Source organism: Aureibaculum luteum (assembly GCF_003449015.1).
In the GTDB taxonomy this organism is placed as follows: Bacteria; Bacteroidota; Bacteroidia; order Flavobacteriales; family Flavobacteriaceae; genus Aureibaculum; species Aureibaculum luteum.
In genome coordinates this window covers 1-2,026 of record NZ_QRGD01000026.1, presented here as the reverse complement: position 1 = coordinate 2,026, position 2,026 = coordinate 1, and the positions used below count along the sequence as shown (strand labels likewise).

The window sequence follows — 2,026 nt, the reverse complement described above, 5'->3', positions numbered from 1 at the left end:
TTAGCAACCTTGCAGCTTACTAATGGTTCAGGGCGTTACCCATGCCCATAAGGGACTTGCACCCTCTAGATTAATTCCTTACTTTCGTAAGGGAAAGATGCCCATGCTGGGCACACACAATGCGTATATAACATAGCTAATAATTGCCTTACCAATGGTTCTCGCTCTTTTATAAAGTCCACCAAATTTAAAAATTTGGTCTTAAATTAGAAAAGTTAATACAAAATATATAAATTAGGTTCTGTGTATGGCCTAAGGCTAGTGATTATTTACTCGCTACGTTGCATACGCGCGCCGTTGTGTGTAATTTAAACCAACAAACCGAATGAGTTGTAAAAGAGGGAAAGCATCCCCAAATCCATTTACTAAAACGAAATTATTTGCAAATTCAGGTGGTTATTGTCAAAATCCCGAGTGCAACGAAAACCTATTCAAAACTTTTGAAGAAAAAGAAATTCATATCGCTGAAATTGCACATATTATTAGCGTAAATAAAGGAGCTCGAAAAAACAGTAAATTAACACCAGAAGAAAAAGGTAGTTATGAAAATTTAATATTATTGTGTCCAAATTGCCACACTACAATTGACAAAGCAGAGGACGACTTCCCTACCGAACTTATTCTCAAATGGAAAAGTGAACATAAAAGCAAACTTGACAATGTATTCGGAATCAAAAAATATAAGAACAGAGTTGAAGCAAGAAAGCACTTAGAACCTATTTTCCTCGAAAACAAAATGATTTTTGATATTTATGGTCCAAATACAGATGAAAGATATAATCCAGAAAGTACAATGCCAATTTTGTGGTTAAAAAAAATCAGAGAATTTATAATACCGAACAACCGAAAAATCTTAAACATTATTGATTCTAATTATGACTTACTTGATAGTGCGGAAAAGGTTGTTTTTGAAAAATTCAAACATCATTTACATGATTTTGAATCTAAACATATTTATAATGAAGAATCAAATGGAATTCAATTTCCAATAAAAATATCTGAAACGTATGTATAATGATAACTGGTCAAGCAAATTTTTAAAAGATAAATTAAAAGAATTTGATAGTATAAAAACAATAACCGCAAGTGACAGCAATCTATTAAAAATAGAAAGAAAAAAAGGAGAATCATTTTTAACTTTCACAATGTCTTTAGAATTAATCGAATTAAACGATATTGAAGAAATTGTGAATTACAAGAGCGATATAAAATTCATCACAAATATCAAAAAGGAATATAAAATTAGTGGTTCCGCAATGAATTTTTTAAATAATAAAAGAATATCCTTTGGTGGAATGGGAGACTTAATGAGGTTTGCTAACAAAGAAAATAACTCTTTGCAGGTTGATAAAGAATTTGAATTTGTCCAAAGAGGTTTGAACCAACATAACAAGGTAAAATCAATTGAAAGACTAGATAATAAAAGAATAAAAATTGAAAGAATTGTATTAAATGATGTTATTGCTGTAATGAATAATGATTATGAGCTAGGAACAGAATCTGTAAGGTCTTATAAAGCTAGATTTAATGACTTTAAGATTATGATTTCAACTAATCCTAATGCGAGAATATCGACTGAAGCAAATACAGTCGCAAGCTCTTTAAGTATTGATATTTGTACATGGGGAGAATTACTAGGTAAATTAAACACATTTTGGAATTAAAAGAATTTATTACGGAATTTATTGATTTCATAAATAATTTAGAAATAGAGTCAGAATACGAATTTTATTTATTTGGCTCAATTTTAAAGAACAAACGTTATAATGATATTGATATACTAATTATTTATTCAGATTTTGAAGAATTAAAAAAAGTTAAGGAGTCAATAAACACGGTTTTCTATGACAGACTACCACATTTGACTTGTCTTACTCTGAATGAAGAATTAGAATTGAATTTTATTAAAAAAACGAACAGTAGAAAAATAAAAACTACACACAACACCGGTAATCGTTGCACAAGCAGTAAAAACACTCTTTTAAATCAATAATTGACTTGATTTCAACCATTTTAAGAACGGCTG

The 2,026-nt window shown here is 29.5% G+C and carries 3 protein-coding genes; all 3 read left to right on the top strand.

The genetic code is table 11. The features are described from left to right. Positions 1–325 precede the first annotated feature (325 nt). The 3 genes from D3P13_RS21685 to D3P13_RS21675 are packed head-to-tail and all read left to right on the top strand — an operon-like array spanning position 326 to position 1,993. On the top strand, positions 326–1,015 hold the full coding sequence (locus D3P13_RS21685; protein ID WP_117885804.1) for an HNH endonuclease: 690 nt from the start codon (positions 326–328) through the stop codon (positions 1,013–1,015). Then, entirely contained in the window at positions 1,008–1,664 is a 657-nt protein-coding gene (locus D3P13_RS21680; RefSeq protein ID WP_117885802.1) for a hypothetical protein, read from the top strand. Before D3P13_RS21685 ends, D3P13_RS21680 begins: the two co-directional genes overlap by 8 nt. Further along, complete coding sequence (locus tag D3P13_RS21675; protein WP_157973008.1) at positions 1,655–1,993, top strand: nucleotidyltransferase domain-containing protein; 339 nt, start codon at positions 1,655–1,657, stop codon at positions 1,991–1,993. The genes D3P13_RS21680 and D3P13_RS21675 overlap by 10 nt, the downstream gene beginning before the upstream one ends. The last annotated feature ends 33 nt before the right edge of the window (positions 1,994–2,026 follow it).

Excerpts from the sequence above, each read along its gene's own strand:
- D3P13_RS21680 (WP_117885802.1), top strand. The coding sequence starts at position 1,008 with ATGTATAATGATAACTGGTCAAGCAAATTTTTAAAAGATAAATTAAAA.
- D3P13_RS21685 (WP_117885804.1), top strand. The coding sequence starts at position 326 with ATGAGTTGTAAAAGAGGGAAAGCATCCCCAAATCCATTTACTAAAACG.